General features: G+C 64.0%; 20 protein-coding genes and 1 pseudogene. 9 read left to right on the top strand and 12 right to left on the bottom strand.

Annotated elements, in window-relative coordinates; genetic code table 11:
- Positions 1-247, top strand: a pseudogene (locus CSZ94_RS23470) (IS630 family transposase); the annotation flags it as partial.
- Between the two features lie 104 nt (positions 248-351).
- Positions 352-1218, top strand: a complete 867-nt coding sequence (locus tag CSZ94_RS23465; RefSeq protein WP_146009884.1) for a hypothetical protein — start codon at positions 352-354, stop codon at positions 1216-1218.
- A gap of 50 nt (positions 1219-1268) precedes the next feature.
- Here the strand turns inward: CSZ94_RS23465 and CSZ94_RS23460 are convergent, their stop codons facing one another.
- The 3 genes from CSZ94_RS23460 to CSZ94_RS23450 form a co-directional block, all read right to left on the bottom strand.
- Positions 1269-3587 carry an NADP-dependent malic enzyme gene (locus tag CSZ94_RS23460; protein WP_102123733.1) on the bottom strand — a complete coding sequence of 773 codons (2319 nt, stop codon included), beginning with the start codon at positions 3585-3587 and terminating at the stop codon, positions 1269-1271.
- 192 nt (positions 3588-3779) lie between these two features.
- The gene (locus CSZ94_RS23455) at positions 3780-4142 is read right to left on the bottom strand and encodes a hypothetical protein (protein WP_219726044.1); all 363 of its coding nucleotides are present in this window, start codon (positions 4140-4142) and stop codon (positions 3780-3782) included.
- Between the two features lie 36 nt (positions 4143-4178).
- The gene (locus CSZ94_RS23450) at positions 4179-5378 is read right to left on the bottom strand and encodes an MFS transporter (RefSeq protein ID WP_102123732.1); all 1200 of its coding nucleotides are present in this window, start codon (positions 5376-5378) and stop codon (positions 4179-4181) included.
- A 121-nt stretch (positions 5379-5499) separates the two neighbouring features.
- Between CSZ94_RS23450 and CSZ94_RS23445 the strand changes: the two genes are divergently transcribed.
- Positions 5500-6021, top strand: coding sequence for a MarR family winged helix-turn-helix transcriptional regulator (locus CSZ94_RS23445; RefSeq protein ID WP_102123731.1), 522 nt, complete (start codon positions 5500-5502; stop codon positions 6019-6021).
- On the opposite strand, the gene CSZ94_RS23440 is transcribed toward CSZ94_RS23445, so the two are convergent.
- A complete protein-coding gene (locus tag CSZ94_RS23440; RefSeq protein ID WP_102123730.1) occupies positions 6018-6623 on the bottom strand; it encodes a hypothetical protein in 606 nt (201 codons plus the stop codon). The two genes, CSZ94_RS23445 and CSZ94_RS23440, sit on opposite strands and share 4 nt — an antisense overlap.
- Before the next feature lie 89 nt (positions 6624-6712).
- Here CSZ94_RS23440 and thiL point away from each other — a divergent pair, with 89 nt between their 5' ends.
- Positions 6713-7693: a thiamine-phosphate kinase gene (gene thiL, locus CSZ94_RS23435; protein WP_102123729.1), complete on the top strand. Its 981-nt coding sequence runs from the start codon at positions 6713-6715 to the stop codon at positions 7691-7693.
- Between the two features lie 7 nt (positions 7694-7700).
- On the opposite strand, the gene CSZ94_RS23430 is transcribed toward thiL, so the two are convergent.
- From CSZ94_RS23430 to CSZ94_RS23420, 3 genes are read right to left on the bottom strand one after another with little or no spacing between them, the layout of a single operon-like run.
- Positions 7701-10277 carry an EAL domain-containing protein gene (locus CSZ94_RS23430; protein WP_102123728.1) on the bottom strand — a complete coding sequence of 859 codons (2577 nt, stop codon included), beginning with the start codon at positions 10275-10277 and terminating at the stop codon, positions 7701-7703.
- The gene (locus CSZ94_RS23425; RefSeq protein ID WP_102123727.1) at positions 10274-12304 is read right to left on the bottom strand and encodes an ATP-binding protein; all 2031 of its coding nucleotides are present in this window, start codon (positions 12302-12304) and stop codon (positions 10274-10276) included. The genes CSZ94_RS23430 and CSZ94_RS23425 overlap by 4 nt, the downstream gene beginning before the upstream one ends.
- Positions 12305-12306: 2 nt before the next feature.
- Positions 12307-12870 carry a YfiR family protein gene (locus CSZ94_RS23420; RefSeq protein WP_180977595.1) on the bottom strand — a complete coding sequence of 188 codons (564 nt, stop codon included), beginning with the start codon at positions 12868-12870 and terminating at the stop codon, positions 12307-12309.
- A 277-nt stretch (positions 12871-13147) separates the two neighbouring features.
- Between CSZ94_RS23420 and CSZ94_RS23415 the strand changes: the two genes are divergently transcribed.
- A complete protein-coding gene (locus CSZ94_RS23415) occupies positions 13148-13630 on the top strand; it encodes a CinA family protein (protein ID WP_102123725.1) in 483 nt (160 codons plus the stop codon).
- On the opposite strand, the gene CSZ94_RS23410 is transcribed toward CSZ94_RS23415, so the two are convergent.
- Positions 13620-15419: a GGDEF domain-containing protein gene (locus CSZ94_RS23410; protein ID WP_258001162.1), complete on the bottom strand. Its 1800-nt coding sequence runs from the start codon at positions 15417-15419 to the stop codon at positions 13620-13622. The genes CSZ94_RS23415 and CSZ94_RS23410 overlap by 11 nt on opposite strands.
- Before the next feature lie 176 nt (positions 15420-15595).
- Here CSZ94_RS23410 and CSZ94_RS23405 point away from each other — a divergent pair, with 176 nt between their 5' ends.
- The 3 genes from CSZ94_RS23405 to CSZ94_RS23395 all read left to right on the top strand — a co-directional run bounded on the left by CSZ94_RS23405 (position 15596) and on the right by CSZ94_RS23395 (position 19580).
- Positions 15596-16324, top strand: coding sequence for a hypothetical protein (locus CSZ94_RS23405; protein WP_102123723.1), 729 nt, complete (start codon positions 15596-15598; stop codon positions 16322-16324).
- Complete coding sequence (locus CSZ94_RS23400) at positions 16325-16681, top strand: hypothetical protein (protein WP_102123722.1); 357 nt, start codon at positions 16325-16327, stop codon at positions 16679-16681.
- A gap of 79 nt (positions 16682-16760) precedes the next feature.
- On the top strand, positions 16761-19580 hold the full coding sequence (locus CSZ94_RS23395; protein ID WP_102123721.1) for a M16 family metallopeptidase: 2820 nt from the start codon (positions 16761-16763) through the stop codon (positions 19578-19580).
- Here CSZ94_RS23395 and CSZ94_RS23390 read toward each other — a convergent pair.
- The 4 genes from CSZ94_RS23390 to CSZ94_RS23375 form a co-directional block, all read right to left on the bottom strand.
- Positions 19577-19978, bottom strand: a complete 402-nt coding sequence (locus tag CSZ94_RS23390; protein ID WP_102123720.1) for a ribosomal maturation YjgA family protein — start codon at positions 19976-19978, stop codon at positions 19577-19579. The genes CSZ94_RS23395 and CSZ94_RS23390 overlap by 4 nt on opposite strands.
- 172 nt (positions 19979-20150) lie before the next feature.
- Entirely contained in the window at positions 20151-21083 is a 933-nt protein-coding gene (cysK, locus tag CSZ94_RS23385) for a cysteine synthase A (RefSeq protein ID WP_102123719.1), read from the bottom strand.
- Positions 21084-21167: 84 nt separating this feature from the next.
- Positions 21168-21632 carry an FKBP-type peptidyl-prolyl cis-trans isomerase gene (locus CSZ94_RS23380; RefSeq protein WP_034780576.1) on the bottom strand — a complete coding sequence of 155 codons (465 nt, stop codon included), beginning with the start codon at positions 21630-21632 and terminating at the stop codon, positions 21168-21170.
- Positions 21633-21796: 164 nt separating this feature from the next.
- Positions 21797-22639, bottom strand: a complete 843-nt coding sequence (locus tag CSZ94_RS23375) for a tRNA threonylcarbamoyladenosine dehydratase (protein ID WP_258001161.1) — start codon at positions 22637-22639, stop codon at positions 21797-21799.
- A 112-nt stretch (positions 22640-22751) separates the two neighbouring features.
- Here CSZ94_RS23375 and pdxH point away from each other — a divergent pair, with 112 nt between their 5' ends.
- Positions 22752-23960 (top strand): pyridoxamine 5'-phosphate oxidase, encoded by a 1209-nt coding sequence (gene pdxH, locus CSZ94_RS23370; protein WP_102123717.1) that lies wholly within the window; start codon positions 22752-22754, stop codon positions 23958-23960.
- Positions 23961-24100 lie beyond the last annotated feature (140 nt).

Genomic DNA, 24100 nt, shown 5'->3' with positions numbered 1-24100 from the left:
CACGCCGACGTCCGCCTCCTGGCTCAACATGGTCGAGCGCTTCTTCCGCAGTTTGACAACGGATCGACTCCAGCGCGGAGTCTTTCGTAGCGTCCATGAACTGACCGTCGCAATCCATGAATATATTGCGGCCCATAATCAGAATCCGAAGCCGTTTGTATGGACCGCCAAGGCTAACGACATCCTGCAAAAAGTGATCCGTGCCAATCGGAGGCTTAGTTCAAAGAATAACGAAGCACTACACTAGCGCATCGTCGTACTAGCCTGGGATGGCAGCATGCAAGCGATGCGCGCCATGGGTATTGCTTGAATCGCTATAATTGCCTGATTACTCACATCAAGGCAATGTACATGAAGCAACAACTGCTCAATTGGGGTAGCGCCCTGGCGCCGTTCGGCAGCGACCTGCTGTGGACCGTCCTGCCGTGGATGCTGCTGTATGGAGTGATCGGCTTTGTGCTGGCGCTCGGCATCTGCTACCAGCTGGCCAGAAAATGCCTGCTGGTGCGCCGTCCGTCCGCCTGGCATGTGGCCGCCAAGCTCAGCTATGTGTTGATACTGCTCGCGCTGCCGCTCCTCGGTGGCGGCTTCGGCGCCGTACACAGTGTGCACCGCGTGGTCAACCATGCCCTTGAGCGCGACCTGCAACCGGTGGTCGAAGCGCAGATGCCGGCGCTGCGCGTCTACCTGGAACAGCAGGTCAAGCTGATCGCCCCAGGCCAGCCAGTCAGCATGCGCAGCCTGATCGAACCCTTCGTGCAAGGCATGTATTACCGGCCCACCTCGGGCAGTTACTGGGAACGCAGCAAGGCACGCTGGATCAATGAATTCATCCTGCGCCGCGGCAGCGTGCTGCTGACGCAAGTGCTGCAGGAACAGCTGATCGCCAGGGCAAGCGTACTCGGCGAAGCGCTCAAGGGCGCCGACTTCCGTGGACAGGCGACCGGCGACCTGGCCAGTCTGGGCACCGACCTGGCCGTGCGCCTGACCACCGATGTGGCGCGCCAGGCCGACTTCAGCAAACTCGACAAATCAGTGCCGATGATTTTCATCGACGCCATCAAACGCCAGTCCAGCGTCTATTTCAATTCGCTCAAGATGACGCTGGGCCTGTTCGCGCTGCTGGCGCTGCTGCTGGTATGGGTCGAGATCATGGTGTACCGCCACTATTACCTGCGCCGCCATCCGGCCACGGCCCTGCCCGTCGCGCCAATATAAAAAAGCCACCCTCCTTGCGGATGGGGTGGCTTTTCATGAGCAGCTAAGGCTTAGACTTTACGTTGGGCCACGGCGTCGACGACGCACAGCGCCGTCATGTTGACGATGCGGCGCACGGTGGCCGATGGCGTCAGGATATGCACGGGCTTGGCGCAGCCGAGCAGGATCGGGCCCACGGCGATGCCGTTGCCGGCGGCCGTTTTCACCAGGTTGTAGGCGATGTTGGCCGATTCGATGTTGGGCATGACCAGCAGATTGGCGTCGTGCTTCAGTGCCGAATTTGGCATGAGTTTTTGACGCAGCTTGCTGTCGAGGGCCGTATCGCCGTGCATTTCCCCGTCAATTTCCAGGTCCGGCGCGCGTTCCTTGATGATGGCCAGCGCGGCGCGCATCTTTTGCGCCGAAGCGCTGTCGCTGGAACCGAAATTCGAGTGCGACAGCAGGGCCGCGCGCGGCGACAGGCCGAAACGGCTCATCTCTTCGGCGGCCATGATGGTGATCTCGGCCAATTGTTCGGCGTCCGGGTTTTCATTGACGTGCGTGTCGACCATCACCAATTGGCGTTCCGGCATGATCAGCACGTTCATGGCCGCGTAGACATTGCTGCCGGCGCGCTTGCCCAGCACCTGGTCGATGTATTTCAGGTGCAGCTGAGTGGTGCCGAAGGTGCCGCAGATCATGCCGTCGGCGTCGCCCTTGTGGATCATCATCGAACCGATCAGGGTGTGGCGGCGGCGCATTTCCAGTTTGGCGTATTCCTCGGTGACGCCTTTGCGGCTGGTCATGGCGTAATACGTATTCCAGTAATCGCGATAGCGCTCGTCGAAGTCCGGGTTGATGACGTCGAAGTCGGCGCCTTGCTTCAGGCGCAGGCCAAACTTCTGGATGCGCGCTTCGAGCACGGACGGACGGCCCACCAGGATAGGACGCGCCAGTTTTTCATCGACCACCACTTGCACGGCGCGCAGCACGCGCTCTTCTTCGCCTTCGGCGTAGACGATGCGTTTGAGTTCGGCCGGCGTGGACTTGGCCATCAGGAACAGCGGCTTCATGAAGGTGCCGCTGCGGTAGACGAATTGCTGCAGGCTGTCCGCATACGCTTGCAGATCCTTGATCGGACGCGTGGCGACGCCCGATTCCTCGGCTGCCTTGGCGACAGCCGGTGCGATCTTGATCAGCAAACGGGGATCGAAGGGCATCGGAATCAGGTATTCAGGACCGAACGACAGGTTGCTGATGCCGTAGGTGGTGGCGACGATGTCGGACTGCTCGGCATGCGCCAGGTCGGCGATCGCGTGCACGACGGCGATTTCCATCTCGCGCGTGATCGTCGTCGCGCCGCAATCGAGAGCGCCGCGGAAGATGTAGGGGAAGCACAGCACGTTGTTGACCTGGTTCGGATAGTCCGAACGGCCCGTGGCGATGATGGCGTCGCTGCGCACGGCCTTGACTTCTTCCGGCAGGATTTCCGGATTCGGGTTGGCCAGCGCCAGGATCAGCGGGTTCGGCGCCATCTTGCGCACCATGTCTTGCTTCAGCACGCCGCCGGCGGAGACGCCGAGGAAAATGTCGGCGTCCGGGATGATCTCGGCCAGGGTGCGCAGCGGCGTGTCTTGCGCGAAGCGTTCCTTGTCCGGGTCCATCAGTTCCGCGCGGCCCTTGTAGACGACGCCGGCCAGGTCGGTGACGTAGATATTTTTGAGGGGGAAGCCCAGGTCGACGATCAGGTCCAGGCAGGCCAGCGCTGCGGCGCCCGCGCCCGAGACGACCAGCTTGCAGTCTTCGATTTTCTTGCCGACGGCTTTCAAGCCGTTCAGGATGGCCGCGCCGACGATGATGGCGGTGCCGTGCTGGTCGTCATGGAAGACGGGAATCTTCATGCGGTCGCGCAGCTGGCGCTCGATGTAGAAGCACTCGGGCGCCTTGATGTCTTCCAGGTTCACGCCGCCAAAGGTCGGTTCCAGCGAAGCGATGATGTCGACCAGTTTATCCGGATCCATCTCGTTGATTTCGATGTCGAAGACGTCGATGCCGGCGAATTTCTTGAACAGCACGCCCTTGCCTTCCATCACCGGCTTGGCGGCCAGCGGGCCGATATTGCCCAGTCCCAGCACGGCCGTGCCGTTGGTGATGACGGCCACCAGGTTGCCGCGCGCCGTATATTTATAGGCATTCGCCGGATCGATGACGATTTCTTCGCACGGTGCCGCCACGCCTGGCGAGTAGGCCAGCGCCAGGTCGCGCTGGTTGGTCAGTTGTTTGGTGGGCGTCACGCTGATTTTGCCGGGGCGCGGGCACTCGTGATATTCGAGTGCGGCCAAGCGCAATTGTTGACGCAATTCTTCTTTTTTATCAGATGACGAATCCATGCTGTGCAGCCTTCCTGTTTGGTCGATCGGGTGTTCCGGATTTTATCAGACCGATTCTTTCAATTAGCTAGGTATTTTCCGCTAGCCATAGTCTGATATCACGAAAACGCATAACCTAGCATTGTAAGGCCGTCCGGCGGCACAAACGCCTTGAGCAGGAAAAACTATCAAATTTTAGATTTCAATTAGTTTTTATGATAGACCGCCGGGAGCGCGCCACAGCGGCAATGCCTCGACGGCGCGCTCGAGATCGTCCATATGATCCGCGCCCAAAGTGGCGTCGAACGGCGCGGACAGGATGCTGCGCATCAGCGCCAGGCGCGTCGTCGCTTGCTCCTCATAGATGAAGCGTGTCGTCTCCGCGCAATACTGCGCGCGGCGCAGGGCATCGGCGCCGTCATCGTCACCGTCGGGATAATAATGGCGGCCGATGTGATGCAGCGACTGCAGCAGGAATTCGATCTCGCGCAGGATGCGCAGCGCATCCTCGCCGGACAGCACGATGCGGCGGTTGGCGGGCAGCAGGGAGGGTGGCGCAGCCATATCGTCAGCCATGGTGGTACCTCTTTCTCGTGGGGAAAAACCGCCAGCCTACGCGATTTTCCCTGCAGGCGACGCCAGCCGCGCCCCCGGCGCGAAGCGCACGGCGATCAACAATAACACCACCACGCCACCGGCCATCACCATCCACGCCTGGGCCAGGCTGGACGAGTGCTGGCGGATCAGGCCGGCGATGAAGGGCATGCTGCTGGCGATGATGTAACCACCACCCTGCACAAAGCCCAGCAAGGCGCCGGCGCTGGCCGGGTCATGCACGTGGTCCATGCTGACGATCAGCGACAGGGGAAACAGCGCGCCGATGCCGCAGCCCAGCAGGATCACGGCCGGCAGCGCCAGTTGCGCGGGCCCCACGATCAGGCAAGCCAGTCCCGCCAGCACGCACAGCAAGACGGACAGCAGCAGGATGCGGCGGTCGGGGTAGCGGTGGATGATGCTGGAAATCACCAGTCCCGCCAGCACCTCCACCAGGGTCAGGGCACCGAGCAGCAAGCCGCTGTCGGCGGCGCTCCAGCCCAGTTCCGTGTAAAACGGCGGCAGCCAGGCCAGCACCAGGGTATACGCGCCCGTGCCGATGCCGAAAAACACCATCAGCAGCCAGGCGCGACGACTGCCCACGGGCAGGCTGGCGCCCGCGCCGCCGGCCGCCTCCACGCGCGAAGCGGCAGCGCGGCGCCACAGCAGGGCGGCCGCCACGGCAGGCAGCGCCCACAGGGCCAGCAGCGCCTGCCAGCCCAGCGACTGCGCCAGTGGCGAGGCCGACGCGGCGGCAATGGCCGCGCCGCCCATGATGCCCGTCGTGTAAAACCCCATCAACTGGCCCGCCCGCGCGGGGAAATGGCGCTTGATGAAGGCCGGCAGCAGCGCCTGCACCAGTGCAATGCCCAGGCCGCCCAGGGCGGCCGTGGCGATCAGGCCGCCGCTGCCATGCAAGGGCCAGCGCAGCGCGCAGGCGGCAGCGATGATGGCGATGCCGATGCCGATGCCGCGCGCCACGCCCAGCCGGCGCTGCAGTTGCGCCCCCGCCAGCGCACACACGCCCATGGCGAACACGGGCACGGTGGTCAGCAAGCCCGCATCGGCATTGCTGATGCCCGTGCTGGCCTGGATGCTGTCAAGCAAGGGACCGATGGCGGCCAGGATCGGGCGCAGGTTCAGGCCCAGCAGGATGATGGCGGCCACCAGCAGGGCGGACGAGGGAAGCGGGGCAGAAATGGGGCGTTCGGATGGCATGGGATAGTCCTTGCCTCACTGGGAGGCACATGGTTTAATGCGTCATCAACTATGACTCGATAAAAAGTATCTTAACATAAAGATAGAAATCTATCTTGAGGTCGAGATAAATGGATGTGCCATGACAACTACCCCGCAAGAACACACGCGCGCGCAATTTGCCGCCGCACAATGGCAGCGCGAGCTGCCGCAGATGGATACCCGCGCCATGCAGCTGGTGGGCCAGCTGGGCACCGTGGCGCAGCTGATGGCGCGCGACTGGCTCAACCCGCTATTTGCCGAGCACGGCTTGCAACCGGGCGAATTCGACGTGCTGGCGACCTTGCGCCGCTCGGGCGCGCCCTGCAGCCTGACGCCGACGGCCCTGTACGAGGCGGCCATGCTGTCCTCGGGCGGCATGACCAACCGCATCGACCGACTGGAGGCGGCAGGCCTGATCGAACGCCAGAAGCATCCGACGGACCGGCGCGGCGTGCTGGTGGCCCTGACGCCCAAGGGATGGGAGCTGATTGAAAAGCTGGTGCTGCTGCACGTGGATAACGAGCGCGCCATGCTCTCGCCCTTGAACGCGGACGAGCAGCGCCAGCTCGACCAGTTGCTGGCCAAGCTGCTGCAAGGCATGGCGCAGGCGAAAAAAGCTTAAGCGAGCAGGCCCGCCAGCTCGCGCAGCGCCGCATTGCCGCGCCGCGCCAGGCGCTGCAGTTCGGCAGGGTCGCGGCTGTCGTACAGAGCCTGGACATGGCCCACGCTGGCCGCGCGCAAATCGATATCGCTGTCGCGGTCTGGCACATGGGCGTCGGCCACATGCCCTTCCACCAGGGTCAGGTAGTAATGACGGGGCTTGCCCCACAAGTTGGCGGAAAACTGCAACACCAGGCCGCTGTCGAACAGCAGGGCACCGCTGCGGCCACCCTGTTCCAGCAGCACGCGAAACGCCGGCAAGGGCCGCCGCGCCGCGCGCAGAAAACCTGCCAGGTGCACCTGATAACCGAGGCCCAGGCCATTCGCGCCCAGCTGGCCGCGCTGCAGATACGCCTTGAACGAGGCCTGCACGGGCCGCCCTCCCCTGCGGAACAGGCGCTCGTCCTCGTACAGGCATAGCTGGCCGCCGTCACTGACGGCATCGAAGCCGTGCGCCACCAGCTCCTGCGCCTCAAAGCTTGTCAGGCCAACGGTTTGCGGGTCGCGCAGCCAGCCATGGTCTAGCCAGGATTGCAACAGGACGTGAATATCGAGGATGGGCATAGTAAGCGGCTCGGCAGTGGCAAAGGCCTGTATTGTAGGCCAGCCTATAATAGCCGGGCCACACCATCATTCAACGCACAGACTACGCCATGGCCACACACGACGCGCTTTCCGAATTCGACCTGATCAAACAATATTTCGTGCGCCAGCGCCCCGGCCGCGCCACTCTGGGCATCGGCGACGATTGCGCGCTGCTCACGCCAAGTGCCGGCAACCAGATCGCCATCTCCTCGGACATGCTGGTCGAGGACCGGCACTTCTTTGCCGGCGCCGACGCCCGCATGCTGGGGCACAAGAGCCTGGCCGTGAACCTGTCCGACCTGGCCGCCATGGGCGCGCGTCCCGTGGCATTTACCCTGGCCCTGTCGCTGCCGCAAGCCGAGCGCGCCTGGCTGGCCGGCTTTGCCGAAGGCCTGTTTGCACTGGCCGACGCATTCGGCTGCGAATTGATTGGCGGCGACACCACCAAGGGCCCGCTAAATATCTGCATCACCGTGTTTGGCGAACTGGCGCCGGGCCAGGCCCTGCGCCGCAGCGCGGCCGTGGCGGGTGATGATATCTGGGTCAGCGGCACGCTGGGCGACGCGCGCCTGGCGCTGGCCGGCTACCGCATGGAGCAGGAACTGGCACCGAAAGACCTGCTGGCTGCCGCCCCGCGCATGCACACGCCCACGCCGCGCGTGGCGCTGGCTTGCGCCCTGGCCGAAGCGGGTCTGGCGCATGCGGCCATCGACATTTCCGACGGCCTGGTGGGCGACCTCGCTCACATATTGAAAGCGTCGCGGGTGGGCGCCACGCTGGATGTCGATGGCCTGCCGGCCGGCCCCGTGCTGGCGCAACAAGCTATGGCCCTGCGCCGCCGCTACACGGCCGCCGGCGGGGACGACTATGAACTGTGCTTCACGGCGCCCCCATCGTCGCGCGAGGCCATCGCCGCGCTGGCGGCCAGCTGCGGCACGCCCGTCACGCGCGTGGGACGCATCGAGGTGGAAAACGGCTTGCGCTTGGTCGATGCGACAGGCTTGCCGCTCGATTTGCAGTTATCGTCCTTCGACCACTTCAGCGACTGAATAAACGCTAGCGCACCGCCGCGCGCGCCAGCCCCGGCTGGTTCACCATCCAGTAGTGCTGGAAAGCCAGGCGGATGTTGTCGCGCAGCTGGGTGTCATCCCACGGTTTGGTATAAAAACGGTAGATGGCGCCCCGGTTGATCGAGTCGAGCACCGCTTCGAGGCCCGTGTAACCGGACAGGATGATGCGGATGGTTTCCGGGTACAGCTCCTTGACCTTGCTCAAGAACTCCGTGCCGCTCATGCTGGGCATGCGCTGGTCGCAGACGATGACGTGCACGCGGTGCAGGGCCAGCATCTCGAAGCCTTCGGCTGGCGTGCTGGCCGCGAGGATGTGATAACCCTCGGGGCGGAACAGGCGGTGCAGCGACGACAGCACGTTGACGTCGTCGTCGACGATGAGCAGGGTTTGCGCCGGCTGGGCAGCCGGGTCGTGGCCGGGCGGCAGGCCGGCGCCGGCGACGATCATCTGCCCCAGTTCCAGTGCCGGCAGGGCGCGGCTGAAATAAAAGCCCTGGATCTCGTCGCAGCGGTTGCGCCGCAGGTATTCGAGCTGCGGGCGCGACTCCACGCCCTCGGCCACCACGCTCAGTTTCAGGCTGTGCGCCATGCTGATGATGGCTAGCGCGATGGCCGCATCGTTCGGGTTGCTGGTGATGTTGCGCACGAAGGCGATGTCGATTTTGAGCTTGTCGATGGGGAAGCGCTGCAGATACGCCAGGCTGGAGTAGCCGGTGCCGAAATCGTCGATAGCCACCTTCACGCCGGTCTTTTTCAATTTTCCCAGCACGACGATGGTGCGCTCGGCGTTCGACATCAGCGCCGTTTCCGTCAGCTCCAGCTCCAGCAGTTCCGGCGCCACGCCATGCTGCGCCAGCGCGCGCGTCACCTCGCCTTCCAGGTCGCCTTCGGCAAACTGACGGCTAGAGACGTTCACGGCCACGTGCACGAGTCCCACTTCGCTGTCGCGCCACTCGGCGATCTGGCGGCAGGCAGCCTGGATCACCCAGGCGCCCACGCGCACGATCAGGCCCGTGTCTTCCAGCACGGGCACGAATTCGGCCGGCGCCACCAGGCCGTAGCCGGGGCGGCGCCAGCGCAGCAGCGCTTCCACGCCGCTGATGCGGCCCGTGCGCAAGTCCACTTTCGGCTGGTAGTACAGAATGAATTGCTCGTGCTCTAGCGCATGGCGCAGCGCCAGTTCCAGGTCCAGGCGTGCCAGCACTTGCACGTTCATGCCGGCCGTGAAAAAGCGGTAGCCATCGCGCCCCGCCTGCTTGGCGCCGCCCATGGCCGTATTCGCATACTTGATCAGGGTTTCCGGGTCGGTGGCGTCGTCCGGATACATGGCGATGCCGATGCTGGCCGTCAGGGTCGCCGCATGGCCGCGCAAGTCGAACGGCGCGCGCAAGGCTTCGCGCACCTGGTTCGCCACCGCCACGGCTTCCTGCTGGTTGCGGCTCATGGACAGTATCAGCGCGAATTCGTCGTTGCCCAGGCGCCCCACCGTGTCGCGCAGGCGCACGCATTCGACCAGGCGGTTGCTGAACTGGCGCAGCAGCTCGTCGCCTAGCGCCGCGCCCAGGGTGTCGTTGATGCTTTTAAAACGGTCCAGCGCGATGAACAGCACCACGATGCGCCAGCTTTTTTCCTGCGCCAGTTCGACGGCCTGGGCCAGCGTCTGATAAAACAGGCTGCGGTTCGGCAGCCCCGTCAAGCCATCGTAATGGGCCAGGTGCTTCAGGCGCTCCTGCGTCTGGCGCCGTTCGCTGATGTCGCGCGCCACGGCGATCAGCAGCAGGCCGCCCGTGCCCTGCCCGCCCGCCACGGGCGCTTGCACATACCAGTGCCAGCCCAGTTCCACCGGCACCAGGCTCAGGTCGCGCCGCACCAGTTCGCATTCCGTCACTTCCGTGGCCAGGTGTGCCGGGCCACCCGGCAGCGCGGCCAGGGGCGGGGCCGGCGGTGACGGCAGCAAGGTGCCGGGCGCCAGCGCCAGCAACTCGGCGCGCGAATAGCCGAGCAGGCGGCACGCGCCGTCGTTGACGTCCACCAGGGTCATGCCCTGCATGTCGACGAGGAGGATGGCGTCGGTGGTGGCGTCCATGGCGCCGCGAAAGCGCTGCAGTTCGGCCGTGCGCTGGCCCACCGTGCGTTCGAGCAGCGCGTTGTAATGGCGCGCGGCGCGGTGCAGCAACCGCACTTCGAGCATGTTGCGGATACGCGTGAGCACTTCGAGCGCGTCAAACGGCTTGCTGATGAAGTCGCGCGCGCCCGCTTCCAGCGCGGCCAGCTTGGCGTCCGGGTCGGCGGCGATCACCAGCACGGGTAAATAGCCTTCCAGCTCCAGCGGACGCAGCGCATCCATCACGGCATAGCCGCTCATGCCGGGCATGACCAGGTCGAGGATGATCAGGTCAAACTGATGGCGCTGGTGCAGGCCGGCCACGGCGCGCGCATCGAGGGTGCTGGTGATGGCCGTGTAACCGCCGCTTTGCAGCAAGTGCTCGAGCAGGCGCAAATTGACTTCCTGGTCGTCGACGATGAGAATTTTCGCCGCATAGATATCGGCCTGGCTGATCATGCCGCACCCTTGTCTTTCTGCCGGCGCTGCTGCGCCACATACGCCAGGGTGCTATTGATCGCCTCGGTAAATTCATCGAGGTTGATCGGCTTGGTGAGATAGCGGTAAAAGCCCAGCGCCATGCTGCGCTCCACATCGCCCGGCATGGCGTTGGCCGTCAGGGCGATGACGGGAATGTGCGCCGTGCGCGGATCAGCGCGCAGCAGTTTCAGGGCGTCCGTGCCGTTCACATGCGGCAGGTTGATATCCATCAAGATCAGTTGCGGCAAATGTGTGCGCGCCATTTCCACGCCCAGGCGGCCATCCGTTGCCGTCAGCAGCTGCAATTGCGGGCAGTAGCGCACGATTTCCTCGACCAGGGTCAGGTTGGCGGGATTGTCTTCCACGTACAGCAAGGTCACGGGGGCGCTGTGCTCGAGCAGCGCGCCGGCCAGGTCCGGCAACGGCAAGGCCGGGGCCACGGGTACGGGCAAGGCATCGACCATACGCAACTCGATCCAGAACGTGCTGCCCTCGCCGGGCGCGCTGGCCACGCCGATGCTGCCGTCCATCAATTCCACCAGGCGCTTGGTGACCACCAGGCCGATGCCGCTGCCTTCTTCCGTGCCGCCTTCCTGCCCCAACCGGTTGAAGGGCTGGAACAGCAGCGCCAGCTGTTCGGCGTTGAGGCCCACGCCCGTGTCGCGCACGCTGATGCGCACCCGCCCGCCCGCCTGCGTCGCGCAAGCGATGGCCACCTGCCCCTGCGCGCAGTTGTACTTGAGCGCATTCGACAGCAGATTCAATAAAATCTGCTTCAGGCGCGTGCGGTCGGCCAGCACGTTCAGCCGGCAGGTATCGGGGAAGGCCATGCCGATGCCGCGCTGGCTGGCCAGCGGCGCGATCATGTCGCGGCATTCCTGCAAGATGGCGTCCAGGCCCACCGGTTCGAGCGACAGGCTGACCGTGCCCGATTCCACCTTCGCCAGGTCGAGGATTTCATTGATCAATGTCAACAAATGGCGCCCCGATTTCAGGATATGGCCGGCGAACTCCTTCTTTTGCGCCAGGGTCGAAGGCAGGCGGTCGGAACTGAGGATTTGCGCGAAGCCCAGGATGGCGTTCAGCGGCGTGCGCAATTCATGGCTCATTGACGATAAAAATGCCGACTTGGCATAGTTGGCGCTGCGCGCCTCTTCCATCGCCATGGCCAGTTCGCCATTCGTCATTTCCAGCTGCATCGTGCGCTCGTGCACGCGCACTTCCAGTTCCTGGTTCAGGCGCATGACTTCCTGTTGCGCCTGGGTGCGTTGCTCGCCTTCGCGCGCCAGTTCGTCGTTCGAGCGCTCCAGCGCCTGCGTGCGCAGCTCGATCTCGGCCAGCATCTTGTTGAAGGAATCGACCAGCTGCGCCACTTCGTCGTCGCTGAGCTTGCGCGCGCGGCGCGAGTAGTCGCCCGTCTCGATCACTTCGCGCGCCACGTCGGCGATATCGAGGATGGGCTGCGTGATGACGAAATCGAGGCGGCGCAGCAGCAGCAAGGCCACCAGCAGCGCCAGCACCGTCACGCCCAGCGCGATGGCCAGGTAGTCGGCCGTGCGGCCGGCCAGCGCATAATCGGTGCGCAGATACACGGTGCCCAGCAATTCGCCATTGTCGACGATGGGCTTGAACAATTCCACCGAACTGCCCTGGATACTTGCGCCTTCCTTGCCCGCCTTCGCCGGCAACTCGCCCACACGCTCATTCGCGCGGTAGCTGGCGAACAGGCTGCCATCGGCCTTGTACAGGGCACCAGCCTTCACGCGCGGGCGGATGCGCATCAGGTTGAGATTTTCCAGCGCCAGGCGTTCGTCGTCGAAGGCCAGCGCAGCCGAACTCATGTGCCCCAGCAGTTCGGCCTGGGTACTGATGTCGGCTACCAGGTTGCGGTGGTAGGCGCGCAAGTCGTAGACGACGATGGTGCCCAGCGAAATGACGAGCGCCACCAGGGTGGTCAGCAAGACCACCGCCATCAGTTTGCGGCGGATGGAGCGCAGTCGCAGCATGGTCAGGCGCCCCCCGTCTGCACGCGATAGGCGGCCAGCAGCATGCGCGCGCTGATGCGGATATGCGCCTGCGCCACGGGTTTCAGGGCCACGTCGAAGCGCACCTTGTCTTCGGCCATCACAAAATTGATCATGCTGCCCATCGCGTAGACCTCATCCGAATCGGACACCGTCAACAACGCCAGGCCACGGCTGGCGGCCAGCATCTCCTGCAGGGCCGTTTTCTCCAGCGCGCCCAGGTACAGCACGTGCAGCCCGGCCAGCGCTACGCCGCGGCGCACTTTTTTCACTTGCACGACGCGGCCGTTGACGCTATGCCCGGCCACACTCTGTTCGAGCTGTTCGGCCAGCGCATCGGCGCCCGCCACGCCAATCACCAGCGGCGCATCGGGCCGGGCAAAGCTGCCGTCTGGCCACTCGACATAGCCGGCAAATTTGTACAGATACGCGGCCTTGACCTGGCGTTCCAGCTCACCCGGCACCTGTGCCCGTGCATCGGCGCACAGCACGCCCAAGAGCAGCAATAGCCAGCCCCAGCGAGGGGAGCGGCCCCCGGCGTCGCGCACGGGGCGACGCCGGGGGCCAGGATGACGCCACCAGGACCAGTTCAGAATTACCATGACAACCGAGTAAAGATAATGCATACGAAGGCGCGGCACCATGCCGCGTGCCTGTTCGGGCGATGCGCACCAGGGCGGCGCAGCAACAGCCCGCCTGCCGGCCCGAAGTGGTAGAAAATGCATAAAAGAGTGTACGCATTTTCGCTGTCACCGGGGAAAGTTTCTTTCACTCTCGGCCATGTTACAGTCTTGCCACCCTTTCCACCGCATGCAGGAGTCATCCATGAGCAACGCACTCGTCCCCCTCTCCACCGCCGTCGGCCTGGCCTTGCAGGCGAAGGGCCTGTTGCTGGCTACGGCCGAATCGTGCACGGGCGGCGGCGTGGCGCAGGCCGTCACCGACGTCTCGGGTTCGAGCGCCTGGTTCGAACGGGGCTTCGTCACCTATTCCAACGGGGCCAAGAGCAGCATGCTGGGCGTGCCTGCCGAGCTGATCGCTGAACACGGCGCCGTCAGCGAGGAAGTGGCCGCCGCCATGGCGCAAGGCACACTGGCCCACAGCGATGCCCAGGTAGCCATCTCGACCACCGGCATCGCCGGCCCCACGGGCGGCGTGCCCGGCAAGCCCGTCGGCACCGTCTGCTTCGGCTGGGCCATGGATGGTCGCGTGCAGACGCAGCGGCTGGTGTTCGCCGGCGACCGCCAGACCGTGCGCGAGCAGGCGGTCGCGCATGCCCTGCGCGAACTGCTACGCTTTATTCACTAAGGCCGGCGATGCAGGCGCGGTCGCGGCCCGCCTGCTTGGCCGCATACAGGGCGCTGTCGGCGCGCATCAGCAACTCGTGGCGGCCGGCGCCATGGCGCGGATACTCGGCAATGCCCGCCGAAAAGGTGCAGCCCGTCAAGCTGTGCGGCGCCTGCCGGATCAGCAACTGACGGTAGCGCGCGGCGATATCGTCGATCTTGTACGCGGCGATGCTGCTGTCGGCTTCGCGCAACAGCAGGCAAAATTCCTCGCCGCCATAACGGCACACCATGTCGCTGCCGCGCAGCTGGCTTTCCACCAGGCGCGCGAACTGGATCAGCACTTCATCGCCAAAGTTGTGCCCGTAGGTGTCATTGACGCGCTTGAAGAAATCCAGGTCGATGATGGCGATGGCCACGGGCGCATCCGCGTCGGCCGCGTGCAGGATGGCATTCAGGCAAGTTTCAAAATGGCGGCGGTTGTACAGGCCCGTCAGGTGGTCGCGCATGGCCTGCTCCTTCAGGCTGTCCTGCAAGGAATTGACATGCATTATCTGGTGCGCCAGCTCGCGGTTCAGGTGCTCGAGCTTGACGTTTTCCGTCTCGCGCGCCGCCTGCAGCTCCAGCGCCTTGTCGCGCTCGGCCTTCAGGTTGTGCATTTCCTTTTCCAGGTTGCGCATCAGGCTGCGCGAGGCGCGCGCCGATTTGCTGCGGGCCTCGAACACGGCCTGGTATTGCTGTAAAAAGCCATACGCGGCTTGCCATTCGCCCAACTGGGCATTGATCTCGGCCAGCCCGCGCAAAATCTGCTGCTGGTGAAACGGATTGCGCGTCCAGCTCAGCAGGCTATGCGCCTGCGTCAGCGAGGCCAGCGCCTGCGCCGTCTGGCCCGCATGCAAGTCCAGCTTGCCGCGCACCAGCCACGCATGCATCTGCTCTTCCAGGTCCTGGCCGCGACGCGCATACTCTTCGGCGCGCAACAGCAATTGCAAGGCGCTCTCGGGCTGCTGCAGCAAGATGGCCGCGTGGGCGGCGATGCAAAACAAAAAGGCGCGGATGGCCAGGTCTTCTTCCGGCCACTCGTAAAACGGTTCCACCAGCGCCAGCGCCTCGGCCGGCTTGCCCGTGGCTAATAAACACATGGCCAGGTTGGCCGAGACGATGGTTTGCTGGTATTTGAGCTTTTGCGTGCCGATGATCTCGAGCGCTTCGACCAGCAGAGGAATGGCGTCTTCGTCGTTACCCAGGTCGTGCTGCGACGAGGCCAGGTTCGACAGGCTGTTGACCCGATGCGCGGGGCTGCCGAAGCGTTCGGCGATGTCGAGCGCCAGCAAAAAATTGCGCGGGCCGTCCTGCGTATCGCCACGGTTCAGGGCATCGACGCCCAGGCGCGCGTACAGCATGAACTTGTGCAGGGAGTCGGGTATCTGCGCGGCCTGGCTGCGCGCCTGCAGGAAATGCTGCTCGGCATCGGAAAAATCACCGCGCCGGCTCGCATACGCGCCCTGCAGGGCGGCCACTTCCATGCCCCCTTCCAGGTCGCCGCTGTGCTGGAAATACGCGCGCAGGCGCTCACACGGTGGCTCGGCCTCGCCCGCGTAATACGCCAGCCAGCAATGATTGAGTTCCGCATACGCGCCACCGCGCGCATACTGTTGTCGTAGCGCCGCCGCCAGCGCCAGTCTGCGTGCCTGGCGGCGGTTGCCGACCAGGCAAGACAGGGCTTGCTGATTCAGACGGTCAATGTCGGCTTTATCGAGACTGGAGATCGGCACTGCGTCCTCGTTCACACTCTGGGGGGTATTTTTCACACAAAACTTGCTCTGCATCAATGGTATCCTGATTAACATCATAACCAGATTCGCTGTTCCGCATGGCATATTTGCAAAGGATTGTGGTAAAAATGCCAGTCGTGGCCTGGCCGGGCGCCCGCGCCGCTGTCACGGATCTTTGATTGTCACTGACGCAACAACTTGGAGTAGTCGCAATGCAAAACACGGTACATTTCATCCTGCAGGGCAAGGGCGGCATCGGCAAGACCCTCGTCTCGACGCTGCTGGCCCAGTGGATAGGCGGCAAGGACGACACGCCCTTGCGCTGCTATGACACCGATCAGGAAAACGCCACTTTTTCGCGCTACAAGGCGATGAACGTCAAGCATGTGCCCGTGATGACGGATGCGCGCAACATCGACCCGAAACGCTTTGACGCGCTGATGATCGACATCCTCGACACGGACGGCAACTGCGTGATCGACAATGGCGCGAATACGTTTTCGCCGCTGATGGGCTATCTGCTGGAAAACGATTGCTTCTCGCTGCTGGAAGAATCGGGCCGCAAGGTGTACATCCACACCATCGTCGGCGGCGGCGATACCCTGCACGACACGGCCACGGGCTTTGTCGCCACGGCGCAAGCGACGAAGGTGCCGCTGGTGCTATGGCAAAACGAACACTTCGGCCTGCTGCAATCGGCGTCCGGCAAGCAGTTTATCGAATCGCAGTCGTATGCCGACAACCGCGCGCGCATCAAGGGCAGCATTACCTTGAGCCAGCGCAATCCCGACACCTTTGGCGCGGATGTCAAGAAAATGAACACGGCGCGCCTGACGATGCAGGAAGTGCTGCAGAACGACAAGTTCAACATCATGGAAAAACAGCGCATCAAGGTTGTCTACCGCGACATCTTCGAACAACTCGACAAGGTGCAATGGTAGATGGACCAGCACAAACTGCGCAGCCATGTCTTCGACAAGACGGGCATCAGGGTCGACGTTGACGACCCGATATTCGCCCTGGTGGCGCTGAACGAAGCGGTACTGGCGGAAACCGTCGAGCGCCAGCTGGCCTTGCTGGACTCTGCCACGCAAGCGCTGGCGGCGCAGGCGCGCGCGGCGGGCGGCTTGCCGGCCTTGCCGGCGGCAGCCATGCCCCAGCCTGTGGCGGAAGCGCCCGCGCCATCGCCGGCCAGCTTCACGCCGCGCGAATGGCGCTTGCTGGGCGCGGCCGCCATCGTCTCGCTCGCTTGCGCGCTGCTGGTGCTGGGCGGCGCGGCCCTGCTGTATAAACTGTAGCACCGAGCGTAGCACCGTCGCGCTGCGCCAGCCACGAGCGAAGCGCAGCGTCTTCCCCCACCCTAGCCTGGAAGCATGCATGAAACCGATCAAACTGTTGGCCATACCCGCCCTGATGCTGTCGCTGTACGGCGCCCCGCTCACCCTCGCCCACGCCGCCGCTGCCGCCACCGCGACGGGTGCCACGGCCGTGCCAAATGTTGCCTACGAAAAATACACGCTGCCGAATGGCCTCGACGTGATTCTCGTGGAAGACCATAAATTACCCGTCACGGCCGTCAATGTCTGGTACCACGTGGGACCGGCCAATGAAGCGCCGGGGCTGACGGGCTTTGCGCATCTGTTCGAGCACATGATGTTTGCCGCCACCAAGCACGTGCCGCGCGGCATGGCCGACCAGTTGCTCGAAGGCGCGGGCGCCACCGATTCGAACGGCAGCACGGATTTCGACCGCACCAATTATTTCGACACGGTGCCATCGAACCAGCTGGAGCTGGCCCTGTGGGCCCATTCCGACCGCATGGGCTATCTGCTGGACGTGCTCGACCAGACGGCACTGACGAACCAGCAGGACGTGGTGCGCAACGAGCGCCGCCAAAGCGTGGAAAACGCCCCCTACGGCATCGTGCAGGAAGCCCTGTACCACCAGCTGTTTCCCAAGACCCACCCGTATTACGCCAGCGTCATCGGTTCGCATGCGGACATCCAGAACGCCAAACTGGCCGACATCAAGGAATTCTTTAGCAAATACTATGGCCCCAACAACGCCAGCCTGGTGATCGCCGGCGACATCGACAAGGCGAAAACCAAGCAACTGGTCAACACATACTTCGGCAGCTTCAAGAGCGGCCCCGCCGTGGCCAAGCCCGATGTGGTGACGCCACCCATCACGCAGGAACGCCGCGTCGTGGTGCAGGACCGGGTCGAGTTGCCGCGCGTCTTCATGGCCTGGCTGACGCCGTCCGCCTACGCCAAGGATGACGCAGAACTGTCGATGGCGGCGCACATCCTGGCCGGCGGCAAGTCCAGCCGCCTGTACAAGTCCTTGGTGTACGACAAGCAGATCGCGCAGGACGTGGGCGCGAACCAGAGCTCGAACGCGCTCACCTCCGTGTTTAGCGTGGACGTGACGGCCCGCCCCGGCCACCAGCCCGAGGAAATCGAGCAAGCCATGCAGGCGGAGTTGGAGCAATTGCGCGCCAAGGGACCCACCGAGAAGGAAGTGGAACGGGCCCGCAACAGCATCGAGACGAGCATGCTGAGCCAGGTGGAAAAAGTGGGCGGCAACGCCAACATGATGAACCAGTACAACCAGTATCTGGGCGACCCAGGCTACCTGGGCAAGGATATCGAACGCTACCGCCAGGTGACGGCGGCCGGCGTGCAGCGCGCCGTCGACACCTACTTGACAAACCAAGCGCGCGTGGTGGTGTATGGCGTGCCGGGTACGCCGGACCTGGGCGCGGAAGTGCCGACACCGGCGCCGGGCAAGGTCAAGGCGGCGCCAGGCACGGCCATCAATGCGGACGAGCCGTGGCGCAGTGCCGTGCCGAAGGCCGGCCCCGCGCCGAAGATCGTGCTACCGCAAGCGACGTCCTTCACGCTGAGCAATGGCTTGACCGTGATCCACAATGACAACCCGGCCGTGCCGCTGATATCGGCCCAACTGGTGGTGAAAAGCGGTTCGGGCGCCAATCCGCTGGCGCAGCCGGGCTTGGCGGGCTTTACGGCGCAATTGCTGCAGGAAGGCACGGCCACGCGCAGCGCGCCGCAAATCGCCGACGATGTGGCGCAACTGGGCGCATTCCTCGGCACGGGTTCCGGCGCGGATGCCTCGTTCGCCCAGCTGACGTCGCTGAAAACCACCTTCCCGCAAGCGCTCGACGTGCTGGCCGACGTGGTGCAGCACCCGCAATTCCCGTCGGCCGAGGCGGAACGCCAGCGCGCCAGCCGCATCGGCGAACTGGCGCAGCAGCGCGAAAACGCGGGGGCCGTGGCGGCCCGCGTGGAAGCGGCGGCCCTGTATGGCCCGCAACATCCCTACGGCACCATCCAGCTGGGCACGGAAGCGGCCCTGAAAGCCACCAGCCGCGCCGACCTGCAGGCGTTCTGGCAGCAGCATTACGTGCCCAACAATGCGGCCCTGATCGTCTCGGGCGATATCGGCGCAGCGCAATTGAAGGCGCTGGTCGAAGCCAAGTTCGGCAGCTGGAAGGCGGGTACGGTAGCGCCGTCCGTGACAGTGGCGCCGGTCACGACGAAATCCAGGCTGATCCTGGTCGACAAGCCGGGCGCGCCGCAAACGGCCGTGCGCCTGTCGACCATCGCCGTGGCCCGCACGACGCCCGACTATGCGCCGCTGCAAGTGATGAATGCGGCGCTGGGCGGCTTGTTTACGAGTCGGCTGAGCAATAATTTGCGCGAAGAGAAGGGCTACACGTATGGCGTGCGCTCGCAATTCCAGTACCGCAGCCAGCCGGGGCCGTTCTCGATTGCCGCCGGCGTACGCACCGACGTGACGGGACCGGCCGTGTCGGAAACCTTCAAGGAAATCCGCGCCATGATCGCCAAGCCGTTAACGGCCAAGGAATTGTCGAATGCGCGCAATTCGCAGGTGCTGTCGCTGCCGGGCCAGTTCGAGACGAATGCCAGCATCAGCGCCAGCATGGCCAACGTGTATATCTACGGCCTGGGCCTCGATTACTACGCGACCCTGCCGCAGCGCTTTGCGGGGGTGACGGACAAGCAGGTGCAACAGGTGGCGAAAAAATACCTGCAGCCGGAAAAGCTGATCGTCATCGGCGTGGGCGACAAGGCAAAGATCGCCCCGCAATTGAGCAAGCTGAAACTGGCGCCCGTGGAATTGCGCGACGCGGAGGGTAACGTCAAATTAGACTAGCGGCGCTTGAACAGCGCCAGCTTGTCGATGAACGCCGCCACGGCCACCCCGGCCGTGTAGGCGATCAAGTCGGCCCAGCCGAAGGTGGAGCCCAGCACCAGGTGCCCCAGCGGATGCGCGCGCAGCGCGACGATCCAGGGCGCCTGGACCAACTGGCCACATTCGACGGCGAAGCAGATCAGCAAAGACCACAAGGCCAGTTGCCACGTGCGCATGCGCGTGGCGATGACGCCCAGCGCAAAGACGATCATCATGGCCCACAGGGCGTCGCCCGGATACTTGCCGAGCGCGGCGGGAAGGAATTGGGGATAGGCGCGCGAGGCCAGGCCCAGCGCAATGACAGCCACGCTCGCGCCCACCTGCAGCAGGCGGCGGCGTTCAGGTTTTACCAGGAACATATTTCCATTCAAAGGCACAATACGGGCCGAACCATTACGGCCCATCCGATATTGTACTGCGCCTGCCGTGCCTGCCCGGCGCCTATTTCGCCAGGGCAAGTTCAACCGGCGCCCCATCTGCTGCGCCGGTCTATCGGGGCCACGGTCAATACCCAGCCGGACGGCTCAACGATCAGTCGCCCAGGCCCGCGTACAGGGCCGTGCTCAGGTAGCGTTCGCCAAACGACGGGATGATGGTGACGATGGTCTTGCCTGCGTTTTCCGGACGGCGTGCCACCTGCAGGGATGCCCACAGGGCGGCGCCCGAGGAGATGCCGACCAGCAAGCCTTCATCGCTGGCGGCCAGGCGCGCCGTGGCGAAGGCGTCGTCGTTCTTGACGCAGATGATTTCATCGTAGATGGCCGTGTTGAGGACCTGCGGCACGAAACCGGCGCCGATGCCCTGGATCGGGTGCGGCCCTTTCGTGCCTTTCGACAGCATCGGCGACGCTTCCGGTTCCACGGCAATCACTTGCACGCCCGGCTTGCGTTCCTTCAGCACTTCGCCGATGCCGGTAATCGTGCCGCCCGTGCCCACGCCGGCCACGACGATGTCGACTTGCCCATCCGTATCGCGCCAGATTTCCTCGGCCGTCGTGGCGCGGTGGATGGCGGGATTGGCCGGATTGTTGAATTGCTGCAGCATCAGGTAGCGCGGGTCGGCCGCGACCATTTCCTCGGCCTTGCGGATGGCGCCCAGCATGCCTTCGCTGCCGGGCGTGAGCACCAGCTCGGCGCCATAGGCGCGCAGCAGGATGCGCCGCTCGCGGCTCATGGTGTCGGGCATGACCAGGGTGCAGCGATAGCCGCGCGCGGCGCACACCATGGCCAGCGCGATGCCCGTGTTGCCGCTGGTGGGCTCAACGATGACGGTATCGGCATGGATCTTGCCTGTGGCTTCGGCGGCGACGATCATGGACAGGCCGATGCGGTCCTTGACGCTGTGCGCGGGATTGTAGAATTCGAGTTTGGCCAGGATGGTGGCATTGCAGCCGGCAGCGATGCGGTGGATACGCACCAGGGGGGTGTTGCCGATCAGTTCAGTGACGTCGTTGGCGATGTTCATGGAAGGAATCTCCGCTATTTCAAGAAACCCCAGTCTACCGCTTTTAGCGGCGGCGCGAGCAGGCGCCGCCGCCAAAGTGAGCAATTACTTAACGTCCAGCAATTCCACGTCGAAGATCAGTGCCGAGTTCGGCGGAATGTCGCCATTGCCGGCGCCGCGCGGGCCGTAAGCCAGTTCGCCTGGAATGATCAGGGTGCGCTTGCCGCCCACCTTCATGCCGGCCACGCCCTGGTCCCAGCCCTTGATGACCATGCCCTTGCCCAGCGGGAAGTCAAACGGGCCACGGCCCACGGAACTGTCGAACTTCTTGCCGCGCGAATCTTTCGCCAGGGGACGGTACAGCCAGCCCGTGTAGTGCACGGTGACGTTGCTGCCAGCGGACGCTTCCTTGCCCGTGCCGACCTTGTTGTCGATCAGAATCAATTTATCGGCGACAGGGCCAGGGCTCAGCGAGACGGCGGAGGCGGGAACGGGCGCTGGCGCCTGTGCCTGCGCCAGCGACGCGGCGACGGAGCAGATCAGGGCAAACAAAACGGAGCTACGCGTCATGATGGTTTCTTTCAGTGAGTTTCGGTGAGATGCCTGCAGTCCAGATAGCGCAGGGACGACAATAATAGCAAACCGCTGCCCGAAGTTGAAAACCCTGTCACAAGACTTACACTTTCCACGCCCGCTGCCAACGCGCAAAAAGAACTGGCGCTGCCGGAATGGACTTAGACAAGGTCCGGCAAGGCTGAGGCCCCAGGCTGGCGCAAACTTTTCAGCGCATGGGCCGCCGCCACCATGCCGAAGCTGGCCGTCACCACCACGCTGGAACCGAAGCCGGCGCAATTCAAGCCCGTGACGCCGGCTGGCGTGCCATCGATGGCGCACGCTTCAGCGCTTTCTGGCGTGCTCAAGGGTTCCATGGAAAACACGGCGTCGACATTGAATTTGTTTTTCACGCCACGGGGGAAACCATATTCGGTGCGCAACAGCTTGCGTACACGCTTGAGCAGCGGCTCCTGCTCCGTTTTCGACAGGTCGCGCACGGCGATCAGGGTCGGGTCCGTCTGCCCGCCCGCGCTGCCGATGGTCAGCATGGGCAGATTGCGCGCGCGGCAATACGCGATGACGGCCGCCTTGGCCTTGGCATTGTCGATGGCGTCGACCAGATAGTCGAAATCGCGCCCGCCCAGCAACGGCTCCAGGTTATCGGGGGTAATAAAATCTTCGATCTGCGTGACCTGGCACAAGGGGTTGATCAGTTCAATGCGTTCGGCCAGGGCCGTGATCTTGGCCTTGCCGATGGTGTCGCTCATGGCCTGGATCTGGCGATTGATGTTCGATTCGGCAACATTGTCGAGGTCGATCAGGGTCAGGCGGCCGATGGCGCTGCGCGCCAGCGCTTCGACGATCCAGGAACCGACGCCGCCCACGCCGATCACACACACGTGGGCGGCGCGGAAGCGTTCCAACGCCGGGGCGCCGTACAGCCGGGCAATGCCGCCGAAACGCCGTGCAAAATCGATCTCGGTCAAGTCCATGGAAATTAGTTCATTGGTGGAGGTATGCATGGCGCCATTTTAACGGACACTGCGCTGGCAGATATTCTAAAATAGCCGAATTGACACAGCGACAAGCTGCACTGTCGCCGCGCCCCCGCACCGCCCACCACGAGAACTCGCCATGACCTCTCCCCTGTTCGACTCCGTTCCCGGCTTTGACCAGCCCATCGCCGTGCTCAAGCATTGCCACGACAAGATCCGCAAGCAACTGGCGACCCTGCAAAACCTGCTGGGCCATCTGGCACAACACGGCAACACGGCGGACGCGCAGCAGGCGGCCAGGGCGGTGTTGCAATATTTCAATCAGGCCGCCCATTTGCACCATGACGATGAAGAGCAGGATCTGATGCCCATGCTGCAGGCCACCGCCACGGGTGACGATGCGGCCCTGCTGGCGACCCTGGTGCCGGACATCCTGGCCGACCACCAGCGCATGGACCAGGCCTGGCTGACCCTGCGCCCGGAACTGGACGCCATCGCGGCCGGCACGGGCACGCAGCTGTCCGCCGATGGCGTGCGCGATTACGCTGCCGCTTACCAGGCCCACATGGTCAAGGAAGAGGGCCAGCTGGCGCCCATGGCAAAGCGCCTGTTCAGCGCGCAACAGATGGAGCAGCTGGGCACGGCCATGCAGCGCCGTCGCGGCATCGCGCCCGATACGCCGGAAGCGCCTGCAGTGCCGGACCCGGCTGCCGTGCTGGCGGCCATGCGCACCGATTACGTGCAGTCCAGCCTGAGCGAGACGGACGTGCTGGCCGATCCCATCGCCATGTTCCAGAAATGGTTTGCCGAAGCCGTCAAGGCCCAGGTGATGGAACCCAACGCCATGAGCCTGGCGACCGTCAATCCCGACGGCAAGCCCAGCTCGCGCATCGTGCTGATCAAGCAGTTCGACGAGCGCGGCTTTACCTGGTATACGAATTACCACAGCGACAAGGGCCAACAGCTCGAACACAAGCCGCACGCCGCCCTGCTGTTCTTCTGGGGCGAGCTGGAGCGGCAAGTACGCATCGAAGGCAGCGTCGTAAAAACCACGGCGGCCGAGAGCGATGAATATTTCAATGTGCGCCCGGTACAAAGCCGCTTGTCGGCGATCGCCTCGCAGCAAAGCGCCCCCATCGACAGCCGTGCCACGCTGGAAAGCCATTACGCGGCCGTGGCCGCCGCTATCGGCGACGCCCAGCCACCGCGTCCGGCCCACTGGGGCGGTTACCGTTTGCAGCCGGAGCGCATCGAATTCTGGCAGGGACGGCGTTCGCGTTTCCACGACCGCATCGTGTTTACCCGTGGTGCGGACGGGCAATGGAGCATGCAGCGCTTGCAACCTTAAGCGCGCAGTCAAGCAGGGCGATTGCATGAAGGGTAGGTGCTCGGAGTGACGATAGGGTGAAATATTGCTTGTAAACACGTTGAGAAAGGCGTTTACTCTCGGTATTTGGACGCGTAAATGGCAAACGAACCGATCTCTCT

This window comes from Janthinobacterium sp. ROICE36, assembly GCF_002869965.1.
GTDB lineage: Bacteria > Pseudomonadota > Gammaproteobacteria > Burkholderiales > Burkholderiaceae_D > Janthinobacterium.
This window is presented reverse-complemented; position numbering and strand designations above follow the sequence as displayed.

Coding starts and splice junctions, on each gene's coding strand:
- CSZ94_RS23465 (WP_146009884.1), top strand. CDS start 352: ATGAAGCAACAACTGCTCAATTGGGGTAGCGCCCTGGCGCCGTTCGGC.
- CSZ94_RS23460 (WP_102123733.1), bottom strand. CDS start 3,587: ATGGATTCGTCATCTGATAAAAAAGAAGAATTGCGTCAACAATTGCGC.
- CSZ94_RS23455 (WP_219726044.1), bottom strand. CDS start 4,142: ATGGCTGACGATATGGCTGCGCCACCCTCCCTGCTGCCCGCCAACCGC.
- CSZ94_RS23450 (WP_102123732.1), bottom strand. CDS start 5,378: ATGCCATCCGAACGCCCCATTTCTGCCCCGCTTCCCTCGTCCGCCCTG.
- CSZ94_RS23445 (WP_102123731.1), top strand. CDS start 5,500: ATGACAACTACCCCGCAAGAACACACGCGCGCGCAATTTGCCGCCGCA.
- CSZ94_RS23440 (WP_102123730.1), bottom strand. CDS start 6,623: ATGCCCATCCTCGATATTCACGTCCTGTTGCAATCCTGGCTAGACCAT.
- thiL (WP_102123729.1), top strand. CDS start 6,713: ATGGCCACACACGACGCGCTTTCCGAATTCGACCTGATCAAACAATAT.
- CSZ94_RS23430 (WP_102123728.1), bottom strand. CDS start 10,277: ATGATCAGCCAGGCCGATATCTATGCGGCGAAAATTCTCATCGTCGAC.
- CSZ94_RS23425 (WP_102123727.1), bottom strand. CDS start 12,304: ATGCTGCGACTGCGCTCCATCCGCCGCAAACTGATGGCGGTGGTCTTG.
- CSZ94_RS23415 (WP_102123725.1), top strand. CDS start 13,148: ATGAGCAACGCACTCGTCCCCCTCTCCACCGCCGTCGGCCTGGCCTTG.
- CSZ94_RS23405 (WP_102123723.1), top strand. CDS start 15,596: ATGCAAAACACGGTACATTTCATCCTGCAGGGCAAGGGCGGCATCGGC.
- CSZ94_RS23400 (WP_102123722.1), top strand. CDS start 16,325: ATGGACCAGCACAAACTGCGCAGCCATGTCTTCGACAAGACGGGCATC.
- CSZ94_RS23395 (WP_102123721.1), top strand. CDS start 16,761: ATGAAACCGATCAAACTGTTGGCCATACCCGCCCTGATGCTGTCGCTG.
- CSZ94_RS23390 (WP_102123720.1), bottom strand. CDS start 19,978: ATGTTCCTGGTAAAACCTGAACGCCGCCGCCTGCTGCAGGTGGGCGCG.
- cysK (WP_102123719.1), bottom strand. CDS start 21,083: ATGAACATCGCCAACGACGTCACTGAACTGATCGGCAACACCCCCCTG.
- CSZ94_RS23380 (WP_034780576.1), bottom strand. CDS start 21,632: ATGACGCGTAGCTCCGTTTTGTTTGCCCTGATCTGCTCCGTCGCCGCG.
- CSZ94_RS23375 (WP_258001161.1), bottom strand. CDS start 22,639: ATGCATACCTCCACCAATGAACTAATTTCCATGGACTTGACCGAGATC.
- pdxH (WP_102123717.1), top strand. CDS start 22,752: ATGACCTCTCCCCTGTTCGACTCCGTTCCCGGCTTTGACCAGCCCATC.